We start from the raw sequence: 16,941 nt of genomic DNA on the forward strand, positions 1-16,941 counted from the left end.
AAGGCCGACCGCCGTGCCTCGACCTCTCCGCGCGACCACCGACGACGCCCGACGACTCGGCGCGCACATCCGCCGCGCCCGCATCGAACGCGGCGTCCGCCAAGAAGACCTCGCCCGCTACGCCGACGTCGGCACAGCCACCCTCCGCCGCATCGAGAGCGGCGGCCAGGACAACCCCAGCCTCTTCGTCATCTTCCGACTCCTCGACCAGCTCGACCTCCCCATGGCCACCCTCGACACGATCCTCCGCCCCGGCAGCAGGACCGAACACGAGACGCTGCAGAACGCCCCGGAGGGCGCCGGTCGGCTCGGGCCGTCGACAAGTCGGTCAGAGCTAGCCCGGTCCGATCGGTAGGGGAGGAGCGGGCTAGCGCCCGCCTCGGCCGGCCGTCGACGGTCACCTGCGTCCCGTAGGGAGATCGTCCAGCGCGACAGCGGCGCCTCACGTTGCGCGGCTAGGCCTCTGGTGTGCGGATCGGTGTCGCAAGCGGGTCCTGCGGCGGCGGGTCCGTGAGGTGGACTGACCACGCTTCGCCGTGGCTCTCGGACCAGGAGAGGTACATGTCGCAGCGCGCGAGCCCGGGTGCATCGAGGATCACCCTCGCGTTGACCGGGACGACGTCGGAGTAGACGGTCGATTGTGCTTGAGCTTGTGCGACCGGGGAGCACTCAGCGACGAGCTCCGCGACGGAGTTCGGGTTCGACGCCGGGAAGTGAGCCATGACCGCGGTCTGCGGATCGTCCGTCGTCAGGTCCCGCACCAGCGTCGCGGCGTACTCCTCGTTCAGACCCTCTTTCGGGTAGTACGGCTCCGCAGTAGCGTTCGCGAGGGCGAGGGCTGATCCTGCTGCGCCCAGCGCCAGCAGAGCAGCGAATCCTCCGATGAGGATTTGAGTCGATCTCCGGGCCATGTACCGATCATGCCGTCTAGCTCTTCTCGTGATCGACAGGCGAGGGCGGCTGCCGCTTCCGGTCGACGAAGAGAAAGACGGCGGAACCGAGTATCGCCGATCCCACGACAGTCGCTGTCACCCCGTAGGTCACGAAGGACCAGACGATGGCCAAGGGCACCAGGATGATTGCGCGGGGATCAGGCACCCGGCGTTCCCTCGTGCCCGCCAGCCGAAGGGGTGGGTCGAATGGGTGCTGCCCGTTCTTGCGGGAGCTGCTCATGTCGCGCGACAGCTCGTAGGGGAGCGCGGCGAGCGTGCTTTCCACGCGAAGGCCGGTGCCGGTACCTGGCGATGCCCGTTCGCGGCGCTGCGGCGTCACTGTTCCGTGCTGGAGGGCGGCACTCGAGCGGCTGCGAGCTGGCGGGTGCCGGGATCACCGACACCCAGGATCAGGATGCTCTCGATGCTGCCGATCGTTTCGGGATCGATGATCTGCAATTCCTGGTCGGCAGCCGATGTCAGCGAGCCGACCTGGCTTCCGACGTCCGAAGGGAACCTCAACCCGCCGTCGTTGTCCTCGAGTGGAGCGCTGGTGAGAAGGACTCGCGGTTCCACTGCTCCGGTCAGGCTCAGCCCGCTGAGGGACAGCCACACCGTCCCGTCCTCTCGCTCCTCGATCAGGAGATCACCGCTCGCATCGTTGGACACGCTCTCGAGCGAGGTGCGGATGGGCAGCTGCTCGAGAAGCGACTGGGCGGCGGCAGCGTCCGTTGCATCGGAGCCATCCGTGGGGCTGTTCGTAGGAAGGCTGGGAGCGGTGGACGTCGCCGAGGGGCTGGTGACGGCGGTTCCATCGAGGGGTGCCGTGCACCCGGCCAGGGCGAGAACGAGCCCGGTCGCAGCGGCCACGGCCGAGAGCCGACCGATCGCGTTCGTGTCTGTCATGGTTTGTGCTGCTCCGTCCGTCCAACTGTCGCTCAGCCTACGCAGGGCGCGATTCTCATCGCCCTGTCGACGGTTCTCTGCGGGGCCGGTGGCGTGAACTCCTCCCGATCGGATCGTCGTTCGAGCAGCGACCGGGTGTCAGTCGCGCTCCGCCCCCTCCCCTCCAGACATCGTGAGCCGGAGGATGAAGGTGAGGATGAGGCCGAGGATGCCGCTGACGATCAGCGCAGCGACGGCGAAGGCAGAGGCGCCGAACGACCCCTGAGCATCGTTGCTCATCTCCACCGGCACGAACCAGTAGGCGACGGCTCCGACGATGAACAGCACGCTGACGACAAGGGCGCCGATGCAGGTGTCCCGCCGCACCTTTTCTTGGGACCCGTCGCCTGAGAGGTTGACGAGCCACAGGATTCCGATCACGGCGGGAGCGCCGGCGAGGAGCACGAGCAACACGGGTTCTCCTAGCTGATGACGGGCCGCGACAGTATCCGCAGCTGGGGCAGGAAGAGCGCCTCGGCCGATACGGCGACCATCACGCTCCTCTGTCGAGGGCGACCGCAGTGAGAGCCGCGGTACTGTTCCGCGCTGCGCGGAGCAAGACGCAGGATCACCGTCCTGAGGCACCGTCCCATATAGGGATGGGCCAACGGGACGCTTCACGCGTGTCGGTGAGCGATTCCTGTCGGGACGCCGTCTTCGACTGACGTGCCGTCCGGACGCCGCAGCACGACGGAAGCCGTGCGCCACAGATCGAGCAGGTCGAGCTCGCGATCTCGCAGCCAGAGCAGCTGTAGACCGTCGAGCTGTGCGAGGACTTGCACGCCGAACGAATCGGGCTCAGGGTGCCAGTCTCGGACGGCGTCGGCCAGCTCCCTGCGGATGCGGGTCACGCGCTTCTGGAAGTAGTCGAATGCAGGATGCCCGGGGTCAAGCGCTTCGGCTTCGAGGATCGTGTACAGCCTGATGATCTCCGGACGCTCGGCGTTCCGCATGACGATGTGATCGAGCAGGTCCCACAGGTCCTCCTGTGAGAGGGGAAGACGCTCGCGGAATGCGAAGTCGTGCTGGTCGACCTCGTCGCGGTGCTCGAGGACGGCGACGAGGATGTCCTCGCTTGACTGGAAGTAATGCTCTACGCCTCTCCTGGTCATCTCGCACTCCTCCGCGAGGTGCGAAAGCGTGAACGCCTTGAAGCCGCCGGCCGAGATCAGGCGCGTTGCGACGTCGACGATCTGAGCGCGTCGCGCCTCCGGCGCCAACCGGGTCCTGGTTCGTTTCGCTGTCATCGCAACATTTTCTCATGGCGCCCTTGCGCGGCCTCAGGGGTCGCCCTAGCATCACCTTACCCGCACTGATGCGGGTAAGGATGTGCACAGGGATGTGAGATGACTTCTACTACTGCGACGACCGACTTCGACCACGCGGTCGGCCGAGTCCGAGAGGGCGCTGAGCCTGCCGAGGTGGCGCGGGAGCTGCTCGATGAGCTGACGCGCGAGGAGCGTCTGTTCCTGCTCGACGGCGACGATGAGTTCTGGGACGGCATGCGGGAGATGATCACTCGCGGCTACAACCGCACGCCGCTCACCATGGGCCGGATCGCTCGGCTGGGGATCCCGGGATTCCGCTTCAGCGACGGTCCCCGCGGGGTGGTGATGGGCCGTTCGACGGCTTTCCCCGTCCCGATGGCGCGTGGGGCGACGTGGGATCTCGCGCTCGAGGAGCGCATCGGCGTCGCCATCGGCGCGGAGATGCGTGCTCAGGGCGCCAACTTCTTCGGAGGTGTGTGCATCAACGTGCCGCGTCATCCGGCGTGGGGGAGAGCGCAGGAGACCTACGGCGAGGACAGCTACCTTCTCGGCGAGTTCGGTGCGTCGCTGACCAGTGGGGTGCGCCGGCACGCCATGGTCGTGGCGAAGCACTACGCGCTGAACTCGATGGAGGACGCTCGCTTCACCGTCGATGTGACGGCGGATGCGGCGACGCTGCGTGAGGTCTACCTACCGCACTTCCGCCGCGCGGTCGAGGCCGGCGTCGACGGGATGATGACGTCCTACAACAGTGTCAACGGCGAATGGGCCGGCGAGAACGAAGAGCTCATGGAGGGCATCCTCCGCAACTCCTGGCAGTTCGAAGGGGTGACCGTCTCCGACTTCATCTGGGGTCTGCGGGACCCGGCGAAGTCGCTGCGCGCGGGACTCGACATCGAGGAGCCGTTCCGGCAGCAGCGCGCCGAGAAACTGCCGGACGATCTCGCCGCGGGACGAGCGTCATGGAACGACGTCGACCGCTCCGCGCTGCGGATCCTTACCACGCAGCTCGTCTTCCACGCGCGAGTGCTCGCGGACGAACCGGACCCGTCCGTCGTGTTCTCCGAGGAACACCGCGCGCTCTCCCGCGAGGCGGCCGCCGAAGCCGCAGTCCTGCTCAAGAACGAGGCAGTGAACGGTGCACCTGTGCTGCCCCTCGACGCTTCGCAGTTGCAGCGGGTGGCGCTCATCGGACGTCTCGCGGACATCCCGAACACGGGCGACAAGGGATCCTCGAACGTGCGGTCGCCGGAAGTCGTCACGCCCCTCCAGGGCATTCGGACCGCGCTTCCCGGAGTCGACGTCGTCCATGTGGCCGACGACGATCCCGAGGCCGCCGCAGAAGCCGCAGAAGCCGCTGACGTCGCGGTCGTCGTCGTGGGATACACCTACGCGGACGAAGGCGAGTCGTTGGGTTCGTCGCGGCCCGAGCTGATGGCGCTGTACCCCGAGCCGCCGGAGGGCGTCTCGATGCAGTCCATCCTGAACGACGACGACAACTCCACGCGCATCGTCATGGGTGAGGCGCGCGGAGGAGACCGCTCATCCCTCCGCGTGCGACCGATCGATGCCGACATCATCCGCGCGACCGCCGCAGTGAACCCCAGCACTGTCGTCGTCCTGATCACCGCCGGCGCTGTCATCACAGAGGAATGGCGCGACAGCGTCCCGGCCGTGCTGGTCAGCTGGTACAACGGCAGCGAAGGCGGCGCTGCGCTCGCTGATGTCCTCCTCGGCGTTCACGACACCACCGGCCGGCTTCCTTACTCGATCCCGACCAGCGAAGCGCACCTGCCGTACTTCGACAAGGACGCGACCGCGATCACCTACGACCGGTGGCACGGCCAGCGACTGCTCGACCGCGACGGCGTCGCCGCAGCCTTCCCCCTCGGATTCGGGCTCTCCTACACCGACTTCAGCATCACAGCGGTGCGGGTCAGCGCAGTGGAGGACGAGCACTTCACCGCTACGGCGACGGTCACAAACACCGGCGCTCGTCCAGGGCGCCACGTCGTGCAGCTGTACGCCGTCATCGATGCAGACGACTTCCCCCGTCGTGTCCTCGTCGGCTTCGAGCCCGTGTGGCTGAACGCCGGCCAGTCCGAGGTCGTCACGGTCGCCTGCTCGACCCGCCCCACCCAGCGCTGGACGGACGCAGGATTCGTTCCCGCCGCGCTGAGCGTCGTCATCGAAGCGGCGGCGTTCTCCGGTGACCAGAACGCAGCGACCACCTCGCTCGATCTGATCTGACTCCCTCGGCTGCCGCGCTGCCCTCGGCGCGGCGGCCCACCGACCCCTCTTCGTCGCGCTCACCTGACCTGCGAGCGCTACTTCCCGATGTCGCACCACCGCGACCTGCCATCAATTCCGTACCCCGTCAAAGGAGACCTCCATGTCCATGACACCGGCCACCCCGCCCGTTGTCGCACCCGCGGCCGAACCCGAACCCGACAGCTCCGTCCGCTCTCGAACCGGCATGGTCCGCGTCGGCGTCGGGCTCGGCGTCCTCGATCTCGGATGGACCATCGCCTTCGCGGCGGCGAGTGGCGTCCTGCTCGCCACCAAGATCGCCACTCTCTACCCCGACGACAAGGTCCCGCTGCTGGCCGGCATCACCATCAGCGGGTCCGTCGTCGCTCTGCTCGCCAACGTTTTCTTTGGTGCGCTCTCCGACCGGACCCGGACGCGATTCGGATCACGGACGCCGTTCATCGTCTTCGGGGCCATCGCAGCGGGCGCGGCGATGTTCGCGCTGTCGTTCGCTGACACGTACGTGCCGCTTCTGATCATCTGGTGCCTGTACCAGGCGGCCCAGAACGCCATCATCGCCCCGTCCCGCGTGTGGATCGCCGACCGTGTTCCGGCGAATCGCCGCGGAACCATCACCACCGTCGCGTCCGTCGGATCGCTCATCGGGTTCACCGGCGGCGCCGCAGTGGGTGCGCGGTTCATCACGGACGTGCACCTCGGCATGCTCGTCTTCGCCGCGATCATCCTCATCCTCCCGGTCGCCGGCGTCCTCATCGCCCCCGACCTCGACAACCGCGACATCCCGCGCAAGCCGCTCAAGGGCGCCGAGATCTGGAGTGCTTTCTCGTTCCCGCGTCTTCGTGGCGCACACGACTTCTACTGGGCGCTGTTCGGCCGGTTCCTGCTCATCCTCGGCTACTACATGGTCAACGGATATGTGCTGTACATCCTGACCGACTACATCAAGCTCAGCCTCGAGGAAGCTGCCGGCGTCATCAGTGTCGGGGCACTCCTGTCCTTGGGCAGCAATCTCCTCGCCGCGACGATCTCCGGACCGGTCTCGGACAAGATGGGACGCCGGAAGCCCATCATCTTCGTCGCGACCGTCATCTTCGCCGTCGCCATCTCCATCCCTCTGGTCTTCCCCTCGGCTCTCGGCATGCTGCTGTTCTACGCCATCGGTGGATTCGGCTTCGGTGCGTACACCGCCGTCGACGGCGCTCTCATCACGCAGGTCCTCCCCGACCAGGGATCCCGCGGCAAGGACCTCGGCATCCTCAACACCTCGAACACGCTCGGGCAGATCCTCGCCCCCGTCGCCAGCGCCGGCTTCATCGGATTCGGCATCGGCTACGTCCCGGTCTTCGTCGCCGCGATCCTCGTGTGCCTCGTCGGAGCGGTCGCCATCATCCCCATCAAGCAGGTCCGATAAAGCCCACCCCACGCCGACGCATCACCGTCGACGCACTCGACCGGAGGAGCCGCCGCTGGCAGCAGCTCCTCCGGTCGGAGACACGCACACCCGCGGCAGACCTTCCCCTACCGCCAGGCTGACAAGGAACACAGCATGAAAGCCCTGCGCTACCTCGAGATCGGGAAGCCCCCGGTCCTCGTCGACATTCCGCAACCGACCGCGGGACCTGGACAGGTCGTTCTGAAGGTCACGGCGAGCGGCGTGTGCCACTCCGACCAGCACGTGATGAGCCTTCCCGAAACCGAATACCGGCGCCGGAAGTACCCGCTGCCCCTCACCCTCGGCCACGAGGGCGCCGGAGTGGTGCACGAGATCGGCGAGGGCGCGAACACCTCGCTGCAGATCGGCGATGCCGTTGCCGTCTACGGGCCGTGGGGCTGCGGGCACTGTCACAACTGCTCCATGGGCCGGGAGAACTACTGCACCAGTGCGGCTTCCCTCGGCCTCCGTCCACCTGGACTGGGCAACCAGGGCGCCATGGCGGAGTACATGCTGATCGACGACCCGCGTCACCTCGTCCATCTCGGGAATCTCGACCCGGTGAAGAACGTCTCGCTGACGGACGCCGGCCTGACGCCGTACCACGCCATCAAAGGCTCGGCGGTGAAACTCGGCGCCGGCAGCTACGCCGTCGTCATCGGGACGGGTGGTCTGGGCCATCTCGCAGTCCAGATCCTCAAGGCAGTGACCGCAGCCACCGTCATCGCGCTCGACATCAGCGAAGCGAGCCTCCAACTGGCAAGGGATGTCGGCGCTGACCTCGCGATGATCAGCGACACGGACGCTGCCGCGAAGATCAGGGAGTACACGGGCGGAATCGGAGCGAACGCCGTGTTCGACTTCGTCGGCGCTGCGCCGACGATCCCGCTCGCGATCGCCGTTGCAGCCCCCGAGGCCGACGTCGTCATCGTGGGCGCTGGCGGCGGAGACGTCACGTTCGGCTTCGGCTCGATCGCGTACGACGTGGCCGTCAGGATTCCGTACTGGGGATACCGCAACGAACTGATCGAAGTCCTCGACCTCGCCCGAGCAGGAAAGATCAGCGTGGAAACCACCACCTACAGTCTCGAGGACGCCGCGACCGCCTATCTAGACCTCGCGGCCGGCTCTATCCGGGGCCGAGCAGTGATCGTGCCGTGACCGACGATCACCTCCCGCTGCGCCACCTCATCACATCACCGTCGTACGGGTGCGGCGACGCAATGGCCAGGCATCCCTAAGACGCCGCCCCTGATGACAGGAGTTCTCGTCGAGCTGGATTCGTTGTACGAGACCGAGAAAGCGAACTCGGCGATGGTCGCCTGCAGCAGGCGCCCGCGCGGGTGGCTGGCTCCGGCAAGGAACGAGAAGGAAGGAGCATGGTGAACAGGGAAGCGAAGCGCTTGCAGCGTTCCGGGCAAGGTCCTGTGGTTCTGGTCCTGGCGCTCGCGGGGCTGTGCTCGAGCGTCATGTTCACACTGGTCGTCCCCATTCAGGCCCGACTTCCCGAGCTGCTGAACGCTTCCCGGGACGACACCGCCTGGGTCGTGACAGCAACCCTGCTGACGGCCACCATCACCACCCCGATCTCCGGCCGCCTCGGCGACATGTACGGCAAACGTCGAATCGTGCTCCTTCTCCTCGCCGTCCTGACCATAGGATCGGTCGTCGCTGCGCTCTCTCCAGACGTCGTCGGATTGATCTGCGGTCGAGCGCTACAAGGTGCCGTGGTGGGGGTCATCCCCCTCGGCATCTCCATCCTCCGAGACGTCCTCGACCCCCGCCGCGTCGCCAGCGCCATCGCCCTCGTCAGTGCGACCCTCGGCGTCGGCGGCGCGCTGGGTCTGCCGTTCAGCGCCTACATCGTGCAGTACACGGACTGGCATTGGCTGTTCTGGGCGAGCGGCGGTCTCGGAGCGCTGGTCTTCCTCCTCGTCCTCTGGGTAGTACCGGCCAGTACGCTGCGCACTGGTGGGCGCTTCGACTGGATCGGGGCTATCGGTCTCGCCGCTGGGCTCACGGGACTTCTTCTCGCTGTGACGCGCGGCAGTTCCTGGGGTTGGACCTCGCCGTTAACGCTCGGCCTCGCCGTCGGCGGCGTAGTGGTCCTGCTTGCATGGGGTCGGTTCGAGCTGTCAGCAGCACACCCTCTCCTCGACCTTCGCGTCGCAGCCCGACGCCCGGTACTGCTCACCAACCTGGTGTCGATCGGAGTGGGGTTCGCGTACTTCACGTCGAACGTGACCTTCCCGCAAATCCTCGAGATGCCGTCATCAACGGAGATCGGATACGGCCTCACGCCGCTGCAAGCGGGCCTGGTAGTGATGCCGTCCGGGCTGGTCATGATGGCGCTGTCTCCGGTATCGGGCAGGCTGGCGCGCACTGTCGGCCCGAAAGCGCTGCTGATCGCGGGGGTGGCCTGCCTGGTCCTCGCCTACGGCTTCACCCTGCTCGTCGCTGAGGAGGTGTGGCATCTCGTCGTCACCAACATCCTCATCGGCGCCGGGATCGGCTTCGGCTACGCAGCAATGCCACTACTGATCATGCAATCCGTCTCCCCCGAGGAGACAGGTGCTTCGAACGGCATGAACGCGTTGGCTCGATCACTCGGGTCGAGCGTCTCCGCCGCGATCATCGGCCTCGTGCTGGCAGGAGACACAACGGACGTCGGTGGCGTCAGTACGCCAACTTCAGGCGCGTTCCAGACCTCCTACCTGTGGGGCTTGGTTGTCGCAGTCTGTGCGTTGGTGATTGGAGTGTTCATCCCGCGCAAAACGCCGGGCGCTCGTGGCATCCCGCAGAGGAGAGAAGCGGTCACATCCGACGCCCGACCCCAGCAGCCCGAGCTCTGACGCTGCATTGCCCACCCGACCTGAGGTGTCGACAGGAGTCGTCGCCCAGTAGCACTCACGGTGGTCGCGGTGAGCCTCTGCAACCGGACTCCTCGGTGACAGCCGGCGCGTCAACCACGACGACGAGCGCGATCCAGACGATCGATTGCAGCGCCGGACCGCACGAGTTGGACCCAGCGTCCCTAGGCCCCGACCTGATCGAATTGCTCGGCGTCGCGATGACAGGAGCCAGCCGCGTCACCACCTGGGTTCTCGCCGTGCGCAGCGCTGAGGGTCAGCTCATGGTGAGCGGCGGATCAATGCGGCGCTGCCCGGAGAATCATCCCGTATGGGGATGGTCTGCCGGACGCGAAGTCAGGGTCAGGGCAGAGGGTCGACGTAGACGCTCGAGCTCCCGGCTCGGCCGGCCTGCGTTCGCTCCACTTTCACAATCTGGGTCTGATCGAGTCCCGCGGGAGTGTCGAGGACGTAGCTCGCAAGCACAAAGGTCTCCGAGCACCCCGCCCCCTCCGTGCCATCCTGCATCTTCGAATCGATTCGTAGATGGTCGGGTGCGACGACCTCGAGAGCGACGGGTTCGTTCAGGCACTGACCGCTTCCGCCCGTGGTCATCGTGAAGGTGGTTCCGTCTCCCAGCCACTGCACCGGCTGGCTCGAGGTCGGATTTTTGAGTCCGCCCCAGTATCCGTATCGATACACCGCGCCAGCGGGGGAGAAGGTTGGTGCCGCGATCGGTGCGCTGGCGGACGGAGCCGGTTCCGGCCATACGTCCACGTAGTCCCCGAGGAGCCACAGGCCCGCTCCGGCTGCCGCCGTCAATGCGGCGGCACGCAGGACCGCCGGGAGGCGGCTCTGGTGAGTGGACACATCTCGATTCTGCCTTCGCGAAGGGCCACGTGCGACAGCGATCTTGCGGGGCAGCCGGTCAACAACATCTCGCAGCGTTACTCGTGGCCCCGCTCGCGCTGCTCCGAAGAGCTGATTGATCAGCGTCCCGTATGCGGATTACTCAGCGGACGGCTCGGACGTCACTCCTGTGCGTGAAACGCGATGGTGAACGTCGTTCCTCCCGGCGTGAAGTCGCCAGCGAGACGGATGAGCTTGCGGTAGTCGGTCCAACCGTGGGCTCTGGTCTCGACGCGGTCTGCGGTTTCCACGAAGAGCTCGAACCGGCGTTCCTCCTTCATCGCATGCACCCACTCGAGCACCTCAGCGACCGACTCCGCACTCCTAGCTCGTCTCACGCTAGCGCTGGCCTCGAGTTGGCTGCCGTCCCGTATGGGGATCGCTCAGCGGACGGATCGGACCTCACTCTTTTGCGTACGACGCAATGGTGAACGTCGTGCCTCCTGGCGTGATGTCGCCGGCGAGACGGATGAGCTTGCGGTGGTCGATCCAACCGTGGGCTCTCGACTCGGCGTGGTCTGTGGTCTCCACGAACAGCTCGAACCGGCGCTCCTCCTTCACCTCGTGCACCCATTCGAGCACCTCCGCGACCGACTCCGCGCCGGTGATCCGCTGCGGGTCGTGGCGCGCCGATTGCTCGATGTCATCTCCGGTCCAGAAGCAGACCCAGTAGATCGACGGGTCCTCGCGCTGTGCGTCGAAGTACGACTCATCCCATTCGGCGTGCATTCGCCCTCCTCGCCGGTCCCACGCTAGCGCTGGCCGGCCGTCCCGTATGGGGATCCTCAACTGGTCGCCTGAAGCGGCGTTCCTCGCACGGCGTCGCGGTCTTCAGCGCGAGTTTTCTCGCGGCACTGTGTGACTGCGTTATTCCGCGTCGTCGCGAGCAGCGTCGCCCTGGCCGCCTGCAGGTGGTTTGTAGCTGGGCAGAGGGGTGGAGCTCGCATCGAACCCTTAAGGGCGATCGCCTCCGTGATCCGCGGTCTCGCGATCGGCTTCGATGCGCTGCCGCCGTGCCTGCTCCTCGGCCACAGCAAAATCGATGAGCCTCTTCGATCCGTACATACGGCCACCTCATTCCTTGTGGTGGCGAGCGTATCGACCGCGACTGGGGAAGGCGTCATCCCGGTTCACACGATCGCTGCCCGCTGCCCGCTGCCACCGGTTTCGCCCATGTCGCCCCGTGCCCCAGGTTGTTCACCGGCATGCATTGCGGCGTGCTCCGTAAGGGGATCGTCCACTGGATCGGCCTGGCGCCCGCTAGGGGATCGTGCACCGGACGGATTCGTTAGTGGTTCTCGCTCGCCGGTCCCTCTGTGTGAGCGAGGAAGGCGGCGGCGAGTCGAGCGACCTTCTGGCGGTATCGCTCGCCGGCTCCGATGCCTCGCGCGTCGAGCTCGTCATCGACCTCGACAAGCGGCTGCGCAGCTGCCGGTCCGTCGTGACCGATCCGGTCGTGCACCCAGGATGAGAAGGAGCGGAGATCCTAGTCGCCGGTGAGGAAAAGACGGCACGCGACGCGCAGCGCGAGAAGCGGGATCTCCTCACCGTCCCGATCCAATGGCCGCGCGCCCGCTTCGATGAGTGCCGCCGAGCTGAGGTCGAAGACATCGGCGGGAGTGGCGCTGGAGTAGAGGCACGCGAGAGCGACAAGGGACTCGCTGTCACTCCCTGCTGCCACGAGATTCGCTGCCAGAGCGATCACGTCTCGGGGCTGGACCAGCCCGAAGAGGAGAGCGGCTGTCGTTTCGCGCAGGGTCGGGATCGAAGGGTCATCGCGGTCTTCTGCATCGTCTCGCATCCGACCTCCTCCGATCAGTCGCTCACTGCCGCCCCGCGCTGCTGTCGCGGCGGCGGCGTCAAGACGTCGATCGGAACCGGTCGGTGACAGGTCGGCCCGTGGCTGAACCCGTGCTCGAGCTCGTAGACGCACTCCGAGCAGACGTGACCGCCGGCCGGTCCGGCATCCGCGAGGTGCTCCACCCAGGGGTGAGAGCACGCGCTACAGGCCTCAGCGAGCAGGGAGCGGAACCGAGCGCGGCGCGAACGGCGAGCGTCAGCTCGCGGGCGCCAACGCGGGAGGCCGAACATCCCGTGAGCGTAGCGAGCGCATCGCCAAGCCGTCGTTCGCTCCGCCTCACCTTCATCGCTTCTGGCGTCCCGTAAGGGGATCGTTCAGTGGGACTCCCGAGCGCACTGCATTCCCGCGTCGTGATGCAGGCCTGGGTTCTCTGACGTCGTGGGGACGGCGTCTCGGCTTAGGGCAAGAGGACGATCTTGCCCGTCGCACGTCCGGAGCGGCCGAGTTCGTGTGCCCGTGCGACCTCGTCGAGGGAGAAGGTGTCCGCGATGATCACGCGGACCGCGCCGACCCCGGCCAGCTCGGCGAGGCGTGCGCGCTGTGAGGAGCGGTACTCGGTGCCGGAGTCCTGTCCGGGTCCGTAGCCGATGAGTGTCACGCCGGTTCCGATGCGGCGGTCGGATCCCGTGATGGAGGCGATGCGCGCGGGGTCGGCGATCAGCTCCAGCGACACGTCGAGCGCCTCGTCGGTGCCCGCGGTGTCGATCGCGGCGTCGACTCCCTGCGGTGCCGCGGCCCGGACCCGGTCGGCCAGTCCGGGCCCGTAGGCGATGGGCGTCGCGCCGAGCTCACGGAGCAGCTCGTGGTTGCGCTCCGCGGCGGTCGCGACGACCGTCGCGCCGAGGTGGCGGGCGAGCTGGACGGCGAGGAGTCCGACGCCGCCGGAGCCGCCGTGGACGAGGACGGTGTCGCCGGCCCGGACACCGGCCGCGTGGACGGTGTGCGCCGCGGTGAGTCCGGCGAGCATGAGCCCGCCCGCCTCCGGCCAGGAGAGGCTCTCGGGTTTCGGGATCAGTGAGCTCGCGTGGACGACGACGCGATCGGCATACGCAGCGGTCACGGGGTAGACGATCACCTCGTCCCCAACGGTCACGCCGTGGACGTCGGGTCCGACCGCTGCGACGACTCCGGCGGCGTCCATGCCGAGGCTCGGCATCGCCTCCGCCAGGCCTGCGGCGTCCTTCTCGTCGTCGTCGACCTCGTGGAAGGCTCCGCTGTAGAGCTTCCAGTCGAGCGGGTTCACTCCGGCGGCCCGCACCTCGACCACCACCTCGCCGGGGCCGGGGGCGGGGGTGTCGATCTCGACGACGTCGAGGACGTCGGGACCGCCGAATGCTCGCGGGCGCACGATGCGTGCCATGGGGACCTCCTGGTCGGGGTGCTCGGCCGGATGCCGAGGAGAGGGGGAGCGGATCGCTCGTTCTCCATGGTGAAGCGCCTCGCGGTTCTCGTCGAGAGCAACATCGGTAAGAAACGGTTGCGTGCGGCACAATGTATGCATGTCGACCGAGCAGCTCGATCTGAACCTCCTGCGGGTCTTCGACGCGCTCCTCACCGCAGGCAGTGTCACCGGCGCGTCCGAGCTCCTCCATCTGTCGGTCCCGGCGACGAGCCGAGCACTCGGGCGACTGCGGCTGTCGATGCGCGATCCGATCCTCGTGCGCGCGGGTCGGAGCATGGTGCCGACGCCTTTCGCCCAGCGCGCGGCCGGCCGGGTGCGGGGCCTTCTCGAGGACGCCGACCGGCTCCACCTCGAGAGCTCCGGAGACCCGGCCACCTGGAGCCGGACGTTCACGATCCGCATCAACGACGCTCTCACCCCCGTCCTTGCTCCTCGACTCACGCGGCTCGTGGCGACGGAGGCGCCGAACATCCGGCTCCGCTTCCTGCCCCAGGACGCGAAGGACCCGGACCTGCTCCGGGCCGGCTCCCTCGACCTCGACGTGGGTGTCGCGGATCCCGGCCCGGCGGACGTCCGGACGTCGCTGTTGTTCACCGACACGTTCGTCGCGGTGGTCGCCGCCGCGTCCCGCCTGGGCGAGCAGGCACTGCTGACGGCCGAGGACCTCTGCTCCGTGCCCCACGTCTCCGCATCCCGCCGCGGGCTCGACCGCGGACCCCTCGACGACGCCCTCGACGGGGCCGGTCTCGCCCGGCGCGTGGTGGCGGTCGTGCCCAGCTACGCGGTCGGCGCACTGATGGCACTCGAGGACGACCTGCTCTGCCTCATCCCCTCCTGCCTGGCGGCTCATCTCGTCGAACGGAGAGTGCCCCTGCGCATCCACCGCGTCCCGTTCGATCTCCCGACCGTGACCGTCGAGCAGCGATGGCACCAGCGCGCGGACGCCGACCCCGCCTCGCGCTGGCTCCGATGCACCCTCACCACGGCAGCGGAAGCCGCACTCCCTGGCCTACGCGCCAGCAGTTCGGGTGGCAGATCGTAGGGTCCCCGTTTCCCGGCTCCGGGGCGTTGCCGCCGCCGAAGTGTTTTCCTCTCCAGCCGTTCCTCATACCGGAATGAAAACGGGTAGGCCGTCCTGTATGGGGATCGTTGAGGCGTTCGATCGGGTCGAACACCGCCCTGTCGGCACCAGGACTGCGGTACGTCTTCGGAGCAACTTGTGGAACGGATGGGTCGTCGCATACAGGCACGACTCGGCGAACCCCCATCATGTGTCGGTGGACCAGCCGTCCGATAGACCGTCGTCATCCGGCCACCTGAGACGGTCGCGTGCGCCACCGAATTTCTGCGGCGCGATTTGTCGCAATAGACCCGCCCGATGAAATGCCCGATGACGGGGCGCCAACTGACACGCTGAGCGCATGGCAGCTCTCGCGGGATACGCCCACGTCTCAATCGACAAGCAGGATGCGACCGCGCAGCGCGACGCACTCCGGGCGGCCGGCGTTCCATCCGATCGGATCTACGTCGATTCCGGTCTGACGGGCAGGAACCGCGAGCGTTCCGCGCTGCGGGAGGCGCTGGCTGCGTGCGACGCCGGATCGACTCTGCTCGTGACGAAGCTCGACCGGCTCGCGCGGTCGATCACAGACGCTCGGGACATCGTGGATGAGCTGACCCGCCGCGGCGTGAAGCTCAGCATCGGGGGATCGGTCCACGATCCGGAGGATCCGATCGGCCGGCTGCTGTTCAGCGTGCTCGCGATGGTCGCGGAGTTCGAGCGGGATCTGATTCGTGCCCGCACTCGTGAGGGGATGAAGATCGCGAAGGCCAAGGGGCGTCTGCGTGGCCGGCAGCCGAAGCTGTCACCGAAGATCGAGGCGCATCTGGTCGCAGAGCATCGTGCCGGGAACTACACCATTGCCGAGCTCGCGGCGGAGTTCAAGGTCGCGCGTTCGACGGTCTATCGGGCGGTGCAGCGGGCTGATGCGCGCGCCGCTGGCGCCGTCGCCCTGGCGCTGCCGACGGAGGGCGGGTGATGTCGGCGGCGGAGAGGGAACCTGCGCTGGTGCCGGGGAGGGTGGAAGTGCTGCCCGGGTGGTCTGCGCGTACACGTATTCTCAACACCGGGTGGGGAACTCTCGCCCAGGCGATCGCCTGGATCTGGATCGTCATCGGGTTCGCGGTCCTTCCTCCGGGATCGCGTCTGCCCCTTTTCGTGCCGCTGGTGCTGTTCTTCGCCGCTCTCGCTTGGTCAATGATCTGTTTAGCGATCGGCACGTCCAGGGTCACCGCTGAGAAGGAAGCCGGTTACACCAGCCTGGGGTTAGGGCGCATCCCGGTTCCCACGGTGGATTCGAGAACCGGTGTCATCCTGCGGGAGGCGGGCGAGCCGCATCTGGACTGGAAGACCGCGGCGATACTCCGGCGGCAAGCGAGGAACCGATGACCAATGCCGTGACCGTTTCTGCGATTCCTGCTCTCCGGGTTCGTTGGTTTCCGCTCGTGCTCGCGGTTGGCGCTGTTGTGGCGCAGCACTTTTTCGCTCTGGGTAGGGATGCGTCCCAGGCGGTGGTCGCTGTCATCGATGGGGCTCTAGTGGTTCTCGCGGTGGGGCTCTTCCTCTGGGCGAGGGCGTCATCCGGGCGATCCGCGCGGAGAGTGGCGGAACTTGATCCCGGGACCTCGGGGGAGGCTTTCGCGTGCGTCTACCATCAGCACCTGCGGTCGCTGGTGAGGGGCTTGGACCCGGAGGTCAGCATGGGGTCCTACCCGGTCGTTCACTTGGACGAGACCGGACTGAGCATTCTGTCGCAGTCGAACGCGCGGCCGGTCACGTTCCCGTGGTCGCGAATCGTGTCCGTCCGGCCTACTCCGCTGGCCGACCGGTTCTTCACCCGGCGGGCGATCGAGGTCGTCCTCGAGGACGGCGGATCGGTCGTGCTCGCCCCCTACGGTGACCGCTCGTTCTTCGGCATGAAGGCCGCAGATAACGCGGAGTTCAGCGCGGTTCTCGAGGCGATCAGCTCGAGGGCTGCGGCGGTTCGTCCCGCTTGACAGTCGGCGTGTGCC

The 16,941-nt window shown here is 67.2% G+C and carries 20 protein-coding genes; 10 read left to right on the forward strand and 10 right to left on the reverse strand.

Annotation, left to right across the window (positions count from 1 at the left end):
* The first annotated feature begins 13 nt into the window (after nt 1-13).
* Nucleotides 14-355 (forward strand): helix-turn-helix transcriptional regulator, encoded by a 342-nt coding sequence (locus GSU45_RS02510; RefSeq protein ID WP_159912427.1) that lies wholly within the window; start codon nt 14-16, stop codon nt 353-355.
* 100 nt (nt 356-455) lie between these two features.
* Here GSU45_RS02510 and GSU45_RS02515 read toward each other — a convergent pair whose 3' ends face one another.
* The 5 genes from GSU45_RS02515 to GSU45_RS02535 all read right to left on the reverse strand — a co-directional run bounded on the left by GSU45_RS02515 (nt 456) and on the right by GSU45_RS02535 (nt 3,124).
* Entirely contained in the window at nt 456-911 is a 456-nt protein-coding gene (locus GSU45_RS02515; RefSeq protein ID WP_159912429.1) for a hypothetical protein, read from the reverse strand.
* Between the two features lie 16 nt (nt 912-927).
* Entirely contained in the window at nt 928-1,272 is a 345-nt protein-coding gene (locus tag GSU45_RS02520) for a hypothetical protein (RefSeq protein ID WP_159912431.1), read from the reverse strand.
* Nucleotides 1,269-1,838 (reverse strand): hypothetical protein, encoded by a 570-nt coding sequence (locus tag GSU45_RS02525; RefSeq protein WP_159912433.1) that lies wholly within the window; start codon nt 1,836-1,838, stop codon nt 1,269-1,271. Before GSU45_RS02525 ends, GSU45_RS02520 begins: the two co-directional genes overlap by 4 nt.
* A gap of 138 nt (nt 1,839-1,976) precedes the next feature.
* Nucleotides 1,977-2,291: a hypothetical protein gene (locus tag GSU45_RS02530; RefSeq protein WP_159912435.1), complete on the reverse strand. Its 315-nt coding sequence runs from the start codon at nt 2,289-2,291 to the stop codon at nt 1,977-1,979.
* A gap of 203 nt (nt 2,292-2,494) precedes the next feature.
* On the reverse strand, nt 2,495-3,124 hold the full coding sequence (locus tag GSU45_RS02535) for a helix-turn-helix domain-containing protein (protein ID WP_159912437.1): 630 nt from the start codon (nt 3,122-3,124) through the stop codon (nt 2,495-2,497).
* A gap of 174 nt (nt 3,125-3,298) precedes the next feature.
* On the opposite strand from GSU45_RS02535, the gene GSU45_RS02540 reads away from it, so the two are divergent.
* The 4 genes from GSU45_RS02540 (at nt 3,299) to GSU45_RS02555 (ending at nt 9,700) form a co-directional block, all read left to right on the forward strand.
* The gene (locus tag GSU45_RS02540; protein WP_244248189.1) at nt 3,299-5,395 is read left to right on the forward strand and encodes a glycoside hydrolase family 3 C-terminal domain-containing protein; all 2,097 of its coding nucleotides are present in this window, start codon (nt 3,299-3,301) and stop codon (nt 5,393-5,395) included.
* Nucleotides 5,396-5,537: 142 nt separating this feature from the next.
* Complete coding sequence (locus GSU45_RS02545) at nt 5,538-6,827, forward strand: MFS transporter (RefSeq protein ID WP_159912441.1); 1,290 nt, start codon at nt 5,538-5,540, stop codon at nt 6,825-6,827.
* A 135-nt stretch (nt 6,828-6,962) separates the two neighbouring features.
* Nucleotides 6,963-8,009, forward strand: a complete 1,047-nt coding sequence (locus tag GSU45_RS02550; protein ID WP_159912443.1) for an NAD(P)-dependent alcohol dehydrogenase — start codon at nt 6,963-6,965, stop codon at nt 8,007-8,009.
* A gap of 218 nt (nt 8,010-8,227) precedes the next feature.
* Nucleotides 8,228-9,700, forward strand: a complete 1,473-nt coding sequence (locus GSU45_RS02555; RefSeq protein WP_159912445.1) for an MFS transporter — start codon at nt 8,228-8,230, stop codon at nt 9,698-9,700.
* A gap of 360 nt (nt 9,701-10,060) precedes the next feature.
* Here the strand turns inward: GSU45_RS02555 and GSU45_RS02560 are convergent, their stop codons facing one another.
* The 3 genes from GSU45_RS02560 to GSU45_RS02570 form a co-directional block, all read right to left on the reverse strand.
* Nucleotides 10,061-10,567: a hypothetical protein gene (locus GSU45_RS02560; RefSeq protein WP_159912447.1), complete on the reverse strand. Its 507-nt coding sequence runs from the start codon at nt 10,565-10,567 to the stop codon at nt 10,061-10,063.
* 161 nt (nt 10,568-10,728) lie between these two features.
* On the reverse strand, nt 10,729-10,887 hold the full coding sequence (locus GSU45_RS02565; protein ID WP_159912449.1) for a hypothetical protein: 159 nt from the start codon (nt 10,885-10,887) through the stop codon (nt 10,729-10,731).
* 121 nt (nt 10,888-11,008) lie between these two features.
* Complete coding sequence (locus tag GSU45_RS02570) at nt 11,009-11,335, reverse strand: hypothetical protein (RefSeq protein WP_159912451.1); 327 nt, start codon at nt 11,333-11,335, stop codon at nt 11,009-11,011.
* Nucleotides 11,336-11,897: 562 nt separating this feature from the next.
* Between GSU45_RS02570 and GSU45_RS02575 the strand changes: the two genes are divergently transcribed.
* Nucleotides 11,898-12,077 carry a hypothetical protein gene (locus GSU45_RS02575; protein WP_159912453.1) on the forward strand — a complete coding sequence of 60 codons (180 nt, stop codon included), beginning with the start codon at nt 11,898-11,900 and terminating at the stop codon, nt 12,075-12,077.
* Nucleotides 12,078-12,092: 15 nt separating this feature from the next.
* Here GSU45_RS02575 and GSU45_RS02580 read toward each other — a convergent pair whose 3' ends face one another.
* Entirely contained in the window at nt 12,093-12,407 is a 315-nt protein-coding gene (locus GSU45_RS02580) for a hypothetical protein (RefSeq protein WP_159912455.1), read from the reverse strand.
* 457 nt (nt 12,408-12,864) lie between these two features.
* Complete coding sequence (locus tag GSU45_RS02585) at nt 12,865-13,827, reverse strand: NADP-dependent oxidoreductase (protein WP_159912457.1); 963 nt, start codon at nt 13,825-13,827, stop codon at nt 12,865-12,867.
* Nucleotides 13,828-13,966: 139 nt separating this feature from the next.
* Here GSU45_RS02585 and GSU45_RS02590 point away from each other — a divergent pair, with 139 nt between their 5' ends.
* The 4 genes from GSU45_RS02590 to GSU45_RS02605 all read left to right on the forward strand — a co-directional run bounded on the left by GSU45_RS02590 (nt 13,967) and on the right by GSU45_RS02605 (nt 16,926).
* Nucleotides 13,967-14,911: a LysR family transcriptional regulator gene (locus GSU45_RS02590; RefSeq protein WP_159912459.1), complete on the forward strand. Its 945-nt coding sequence runs from the start codon at nt 13,967-13,969 to the stop codon at nt 14,909-14,911.
* 379 nt (nt 14,912-15,290) lie between these two features.
* A complete protein-coding gene (locus GSU45_RS02595) occupies nt 15,291-15,908 on the forward strand; it encodes a recombinase family protein (protein WP_159912461.1) in 618 nt (205 codons plus the stop codon).
* Nucleotides 15,908-16,318, forward strand: coding sequence for a hypothetical protein (locus GSU45_RS02600; protein WP_159912463.1), 411 nt, complete (start codon nt 15,908-15,910; stop codon nt 16,316-16,318). The genes GSU45_RS02595 and GSU45_RS02600 overlap by 1 nt, the downstream gene beginning before the upstream one ends.
* Nucleotides 16,315-16,926 (forward strand): hypothetical protein, encoded by a 612-nt coding sequence (locus tag GSU45_RS02605; protein ID WP_159912465.1) that lies wholly within the window; start codon nt 16,315-16,317, stop codon nt 16,924-16,926. The genes GSU45_RS02600 and GSU45_RS02605 overlap by 4 nt, the downstream gene beginning before the upstream one ends.
* Nucleotides 16,927-16,941 lie beyond the last annotated feature (15 nt).

This window comes from Rathayibacter sp. VKM Ac-2801, from assembly GCF_009834245.1.
GTDB lineage: Bacteria > Actinomycetota > Actinomycetes > Actinomycetales > Microbacteriaceae > Rathayibacter.